Source organism: Salsipaludibacter albus (genome assembly GCF_019798055.1).
Classification (GTDB): Bacteria; Actinomycetota; Nitriliruptoria; order Nitriliruptorales; family Nitriliruptoraceae; genus Salsipaludibacter; species Salsipaludibacter albus.
The window spans coordinates 49,994-56,493 of record NZ_JAHOPH010000025.1; the positions used below are offsets into that span (position 1 = coordinate 49,994).

The following is a 6,500-nucleotide window of genomic DNA, read 5'->3' on the forward strand; positions in this document are numbered from 1 at the left end:
GGCGAGGATTGGTACAGGACTTTGGCCCTGTTTTTGGCAAGTATGTCATTGCCACGAGTAGAGTGATCCTCAATCTGTCGATATCGAGTCACCCCCCGATGTCCCCATGCATTCTCGTTGTATGCACCGCAAACCAATGCCGAAGCCCGGTCGGGCAGGCCCTGTTGTCGACGATGCCGGACGGTCGCTCGTGGCCGGACCCCGGCTGGCGCGTGGCCAGTGCCGGGGTGGCGGCGCGGGACGGCGCTCCGGCCGTCAACGACTCCGTCCGCATCGCGTCGGACTGGGGGGTCGACCTCTCGACACACCGGGCGCGCCGCCTGGACCGTGACCTCGTCGACGCGGCGGACCTGGTGGTGACGATGGAGACCGGCCACCTGGCGGACGTCCTGCGGCTGGTGCCGAGCGCGTTGCCACGGTCGTTCGCCTGGCTCGAGCTGGCACGGCTGGCCACCTCCATGCGGGTCGACGACGCCACGTGGGACGACGAGGACGTCGCGGACGCGACGAGCCGTCTGCACGTGGCCACGCGGGCGTTGCACCACGCCAGGCCCCTGACCCCGGGTGCGGAGGGACCCGAGGACGTCGCCGACCCGATCGGGCGTCCCTCGACGGCCTTCGACGCGATGGCGGACACGCTCGTCAGGGCCGCGGAGCAGTTCGCCCCCCTGCTGGTGGGTGCGGAGGGGCCGTCCCCGGACTGACGGGGTGGGAGCGGCCGGCTCAGGCCGGCTCAGGCCGGCTGGTCGGCGTGGCTGCTGAACCACTCCCAGGCACTGCGGATGATGTCGTCGAGGTCGTGCTCGGGCGTGAAGCCCAGCAGCTCGCGGGCGCGGTCGTTGGACGCCCAGGTCGCCGCGGGATCCCCGGGCCGGCGACCGACCTCCTCGTGCGGGACCGGCCGACCGGCGACGGCCTCGGTGGCCGCGAGGACCTCGCGCACGGTCGACCCCACCCCGGTGCCGACGTTGACCACGGTGGTCGCCCCGCCGTCGGCGAGGTGGTCCAGGGCCAGCACGTGGGCCCGGGCGAGGTCGTCGACGTGGATGTAGTCGCGGATGCAGGTCCCGTCCCGGGTCGGGTAATCGGTGCCGTAGACCTGCAGGGTCGGGGAGCCCGTGATCGTGGCGCGCATGACCAGGGGGACCAGGTTCGTGGTCGACGACCAGTCCTCGCCCAGCGTGCCGTCCATGGCGGCCCCGGCGGCGTTGAAGTAGCGCAGGGTCACCGACTGCAGGTCGCTGGTCCGGCCGGTCCAGTCCAGCACACGCTCGACCATGGCCTTGGTCTCGGCGTAGACGCTCTCGGGCGCGATCGGCGCCTCCTCGTCCACGGGCACGGTCGGGGGGTTGCCCACCACCGAGCAGGACGACGAGAACACCAGCGCGGTCACGCCGGCGTCCCGCGCCGCCTCGACCAGGGCGATCGAGCCGGCGACGTTGTTGGTGAAGTACATGCCCGGCTCGTCCATGGACTCGGGCACCGACTTGTACGCGGCGAAGTGGACCACCTCGCGGATGCCGTGGCGCTCGACCAGCTCGGTCACCAGCGCCCGGTCGGCGACGTCGCCGACGACCAGCTCGGCGTCGACGACCGCGTCGCGCCGACCACGTTCGAGGGTGTCGAGCACGACGACCCGGCGGCCGGCCCGTCGCAGGGCCGCGACGGTGTGGGAACCGATGTAGCCGGCTCCCCCGGTCACCAGCACGGGTGGGCGGGACGACTCGGTCATGGCCTGGCCTCGATCACGCTCGGGTGCTCGTCAGGGTCCGCACCAGTCGGCGGACGGGCGGAGACGTTCGGTGTCGGACCCTAGTCCGACCGTTGCCCGTGGCCGGTGGGCGGGATGGCCGAACGAACACGGTTCGGCGGTCGTGGGAGGTGAGGCGGGAGACCGCAGCAATCCGAGGGCCTGTCGGCTGCGTACCACCGACCGGGGCATCACCGACCAAGGATCTGCACACATGAAGAAGTTGCTCACCGTCGCCGTGGCCGCCGTTGCGGCCCTGACGTTCTCGACCGCCGCATCGGCGAACCACGACATCGCCAAGGGGGACCCCGTGTCGATCTACAAGTACGACCTCGACACGGTGCAGCCCGACGACGCCACGACCGTGGACGACGGCCTGAGCGGTCGCGCCATGGTCAAGGTCAAGGGTGACCAGGTCACCGTCATGGTGAAGGCACGTGGCTTCGAGCCCGGCCAACTGGTCCACGCCCAGCACCTCCACGGCGACCTCGCCGGTGGCAACGAGTGCCCGACCGTCGCCGACGACGCGGACATGGACGGGCTGATCTCGACCGTCGAGGGGATCCCCTCCTACGGCGGCGTCAAGGTCTCGCTGACCACGTCCGGTGACACCTCGAGCGCCTCCGCCCTGGCCGTCGATCGCTTCCCGGTCGCCGACGCCGACGGCGAGATCGACTACAAGCGCACCTTCACCGCCGAGGGCGACCTGCTCGCCGGCATCGGCAACCTCCACGTCGTCCTGCACGGACTCGACCTCAACGACTCGGGGGCCTACGACTTCGAGGCCGGCACGTCCTCGCTGAACCCCGAGTTGCCGCTCGAGGCCACGATCCCCGCGCTGTGCGGCGGCCCCCTGGGCTGACCGAACGGTTCGACGGGGGCGGCGCGGCATCATCTTCGACAGTGGGTGGTAGCGCGTCGTCACGGGCCAGTCCGGTGGGGGCCGGACTGGCCCGAACCATGTCCGCACGACCCGGGGGTCGTCCGCCCCCGGCTCGACGGTCGGCTCGCCACGACGGGGAGCCGGCCGTTACCATGGGAGCCACCACGCGACGGGCAGGTCCCGTGCGAGATGTGGTCGCCGCCGGTGACGTCCTCCGGTGAACCGGGTCAGGGCCGGAAGGCAGCAGCCCTAAGCCGTTCTCGGGCGGGTGCCGATCACGGCGACCACATCTCGGACCGGATCACCCGTCGCGTCGTGCGTCCGGCCCCGCGACCTTCGTCGTCAGGCGGGGTCGACGAAGAAGGTCGGGATCGCCTCGCCGGCGTCCAGCGCCGCGAGCATGCCCTCCGCGGCAGTCAGCGCCTCGTCGATCGTGCGGTCCATGTCGAGGTAGCGGTAGGTGCCCAGCCGGCCCACGAAGGTCACGTCCTGCTCGTCCTGGGCCCGGGCCAGGTAGTCCCCGAGCAGCTTCTTGTCGTCCACCAGGCGGATCGGGTAGTACGGGATGTCCTCGGGCTCGGCCGCGCGGCTGTACTCCCGGAAGATGATCGTGCCGTCGTGCTCCTCCCACGGCGAGAAGTGCTTGTGCTCGGTGATGCGCGTGTACGGCACCTCCTCCTCGCCGTAGTTCATCACCTGGATGCCCTGGTGGTCGCCCTCGTGGCGCTCGGGCACGAAGTCCAGCGTGCGGTAGCCCAGGCGGCCCTCCGCGAAGCCGAACCAGCCGTCCAGCGGCCCGGACCACACGACGTGGTCGTAGTCGTCCCGGTCGGCCGGGTCGAAGGTCGTGTCGAGGTGGACGGTGATGCGTGGGTGGTCCAGGATCTTCTCCACGATGGCCGTGTAGCCCTCGCGCGGGATCGCGATGTGCGGGTGGCTGAAGTAGGTGTCGTCGTAGTTGAACCGCAGCGGGAGGCGCTTGAGGATCGACGCCGGCAGCTGGGACGGCTCGACGCCCCACTGCTTGCGGGTGTAGCCGGCGAAGAACAGTTCGTAGAGTCGTCGCCCGACGAACCGCAGTGCCTGCTCCTCGAAGGTCTGGGGGTCGTCGATGTCGGTCTCGGCCTCCTCGGAGATGAAGGCGCGGGCCTCGTCGGGTCCCATGGCCGTGCCGTACACCTGGTTGATGGTGTGGAGGTTGATCGGCAGGCTGTAGACCCTGCCGTCGACCGTGGTCCGCACACTGTGGCGGTACGGCATCATCTCGCCGAAGCGGGTGATGTAGTCCCACACGCGCTCGATGTCGGTGTGGAAGATGTGGGGCCCGTAGCGGTGGACCATGACCCCGGTCTCGTCGTCGCGATCCGTGTGGCAGTTGCCGGCGACGTGGTCGCGGGCGTCGACCACCGTCACGTCGTGGCCGGCCTCGGCCAGTTCGCGACCGATGACCGCGCCGGAGAACCCGGCGCCGACGATTCCGAAGTGCATGGTCGAGCCTCGTGTCGGGGATGGGTCGGGGATGGGTCGGGGCCGGGGCCGGCACGGCCACCACGGTGGCACGGCCGGCCAGCCAGCGAGTCTCGACGATACCCGCCGGGTCAGCGTTTCCCGCGGACGCCGACTGTCCCGTCGGGCCCCTACGATCGGGCCGTCGGGGCTCGCGACGCACCTGCCGCAGCGCACGCCACGACGTGGCGCACGCCTCGCACCACGTCCTCCCCGCACCGCAGCCCGCACGCGCAGCCCGCGCACCCGCCGACGAAGAAGGCGCCCGGTGGCCTACGTCTCCCTGTACCGCAAGTACCGGCCCCAGACCTTCGACGAGGTCGTGGGCCAGGACCACGTCACCCGCTCGCTGACCAACGCGATCCGCGAGGACCGGCTCCACCACGCCTACCTCTTCGCCGGCCCGCGGGGCACGGGCAAGACGTCGACCGCGCGCATCCTCGCCAAGTCGATCAACTGCGTGGACGGGCCGACCCCGACGCCCTGCAACACCTGCGTGCAGTGCGTCGCGATCACCGACGGGTCGTCGGTCGACGTCATCGAGCTCGACATGGCCTCGCACGGGGGCGTGGACGACGCCCGCGAGCTGCGCGACCGGGCGCAGTTCGCGCCCGCGTCGGCCCGACGCAAGGTCTACATCCTGGACGAGGTCCACATGGCCTCGACCGCGGCCTTCAACGCGTTGCTCAAGCTGATCGAGGAGCCACCGGGGCACGTGCTGTTCGCGATGGCCACGACCGACCCCCAGAAGGTGCTGCCCACGATCCTGTCCCGGGTCCAGCGACTGGACCTGCGACGCGTCGGGGCGGCCGAGGTCGCCGGCCGGGTCCGCGACCTGGTCGCGCGCGAGGGCGCCTCCATCGACGACGTGGCCGTGGACCTGGTCGTGCGGGCCGGCGACGGGTCGGTCCGCGACACCGAGTCGGTGCTCGAGCAGGTCCTGTCGTACGGCGACGGGACGGTGACCGGCGAGGACGTCGCCCTGGTGCTCGGCCACACGACCTTCGACCACACGGCCGCGACGATCGACGCGGTGATGCAGGGGGACCTCGCCTCGGCGTACGTGCGGGTGTCGGACCTGCTCGACCAGGGCACCGACCTGCGCCAGTTCACCCTCGACCTGGTCGGGCACGTCCGCGACCTGCTGGTGCTGGCCGTCGCGCCGGACCGCCCCGACCTGGTCGACGCCACCGCCGACCGCCGCGCGGCACTGGTGGCCCAGGCCGAAGGGATGGCCCGTGACGACCTCGCACGGGCGATCGACGACCTCGCCGTGGCGCTGGAGCAGATGCGCCAGGGCCCGGCGAGGCTGGCCCTCGAGCTGGCCCTGGCGCGGATCGCGACACGACCTGGTGCCCCGGTCCCGCCTCCTCGCCCCGCGGCTCCGGTGGCCGAGCCCGCCGCGGGCCAGGCCGGCGCGGACACGGCGCCCGACGACGAGGACGCGCACGACGACGCGAACGCCGCCGACACGGGTGGTGCAGACGCACCCGCTGACGACGTCGAGGACGAACCCGCGAGCGACGAGCCTGGGGACGCCGGGCCTGCGGACGCCGGGCCTGCGGACGACGAGCCTGCGGACGACGTGGTCGACGATGACGACGTGGCGACTGGGCACGAGGCCGACGGCCAGGCCGAGCCCGACGACGTCGCTCCCGACGAGGGCTCGCCGGCCGACCGGGCGGACATGGTCGCCGGCATCGTCGCGCCGACCGACGACGAGGTGACGTCCGACGACGAGGAGTCCGACGAGGGTGTGACCTCCGACGAGGCGACCGGCGACGAGGCGACCGGCGACGACGTGTCCGGCGACGACGTCGGTGTGGCGGGGGGCACCGACTTCGCGTCGCGTGCCGGTGCCCGCGCCGAGCGGGTCGCGCGTGAGGGCCTGCCGGAGGTGCCGGCGGACCGGCCCGCCGGTCCGGAGGTCGAGGTCGAGACACCCCCCAGCACCGACGAGTCGGCCGACCTCGAGCGGATCAGGTCGCGTTGGGAGGCCATCCTCGAGCTGGTCCGGGCCGAGTCCAAGCGGTCGCACGCGATCTTCGAGCCAGCGGACGTCGAGCGGCTCCGCAACGGTGTGCTCGTGCTGGGCTACGGCGAGCGCTATCGGTCCTTCCACGCCGACAACGCCGGGCGGGCCGAGTTCGCCGACGTGCTGGTCGAGGCGATCGAGCAGGCGACCGGGTCACGTGTCCGCCTGGACGTGCGCGTGCAGGGGGACGGCCCCCGGCGGCCCCGCCCGAAACCCATGGACGCCGGGCCCGACGGGGGTGGCGCCACCCCGTCGGACACGCCCACCCCCGCGGCGCCCGATCCCGACCCCGTCGCGACGGCGCAGGCCGATGCGTCGGGGTCGGG

General features: G+C 72.0%; 5 protein-coding genes and 1 other RNA gene. 4 read left to right on the forward strand and 2 right to left on the reverse strand.

The window, feature by feature from the left end:
- Positions 1 to 98 precede the first annotated feature (98 nt).
- Positions 99 to 704, forward strand: coding sequence for an arsenate reductase/protein-tyrosine-phosphatase family protein (locus KR546_RS14095; protein ID WP_238445357.1), 606 nt, complete (start codon positions 99 to 101; stop codon positions 702 to 704).
- A gap of 29 nt (positions 705 to 733) precedes the next feature.
- On the opposite strand, the gene galE is transcribed toward KR546_RS14095, so the two are convergent.
- Positions 734 to 1,732 carry a UDP-glucose 4-epimerase GalE gene (gene galE, locus KR546_RS14100; protein ID WP_238445358.1) on the reverse strand — a complete coding sequence of 333 codons (999 nt, stop codon included), beginning with the start codon at positions 1,730 to 1,732 and terminating at the stop codon, positions 734 to 736.
- Between the two features lie 232 nt (positions 1,733 to 1,964).
- On the opposite strand from galE, the gene KR546_RS14105 reads away from it, so the two are divergent.
- On the forward strand, positions 1,965 to 2,612 hold the full coding sequence (locus KR546_RS14105; RefSeq protein WP_238445359.1) for a hypothetical protein: 648 nt from the start codon (positions 1,965 to 1,967) through the stop codon (positions 2,610 to 2,612).
- 213 nt (positions 2,613 to 2,825) lie between these two features.
- Positions 2,826 to 2,923, forward strand: an RNA gene (gene ffs, locus KR546_RS14110) — signal recognition particle sRNA small type.
- Positions 2,924 to 2,975: 52 nt separating this feature from the next.
- Here ffs and KR546_RS14115 read toward each other — a convergent pair.
- The gene (locus KR546_RS14115) at positions 2,976 to 4,121 is read right to left on the reverse strand and encodes a UDP-galactopyranose/dTDP-fucopyranose mutase family protein (RefSeq protein ID WP_238445360.1); all 1,146 of its coding nucleotides are present in this window, start codon (positions 4,119 to 4,121) and stop codon (positions 2,976 to 2,978) included.
- Between the two features lie 286 nt (positions 4,122 to 4,407).
- Between KR546_RS14115 and dnaX the strand changes: the two genes are divergently transcribed.
- Positions 4,408 to 6,500: DNA polymerase III subunit gamma/tau (gene dnaX / locus KR546_RS14120; protein ID WP_238445361.1), on the forward strand; the 2,093-nt coding region annotated here is incomplete at its 3' end.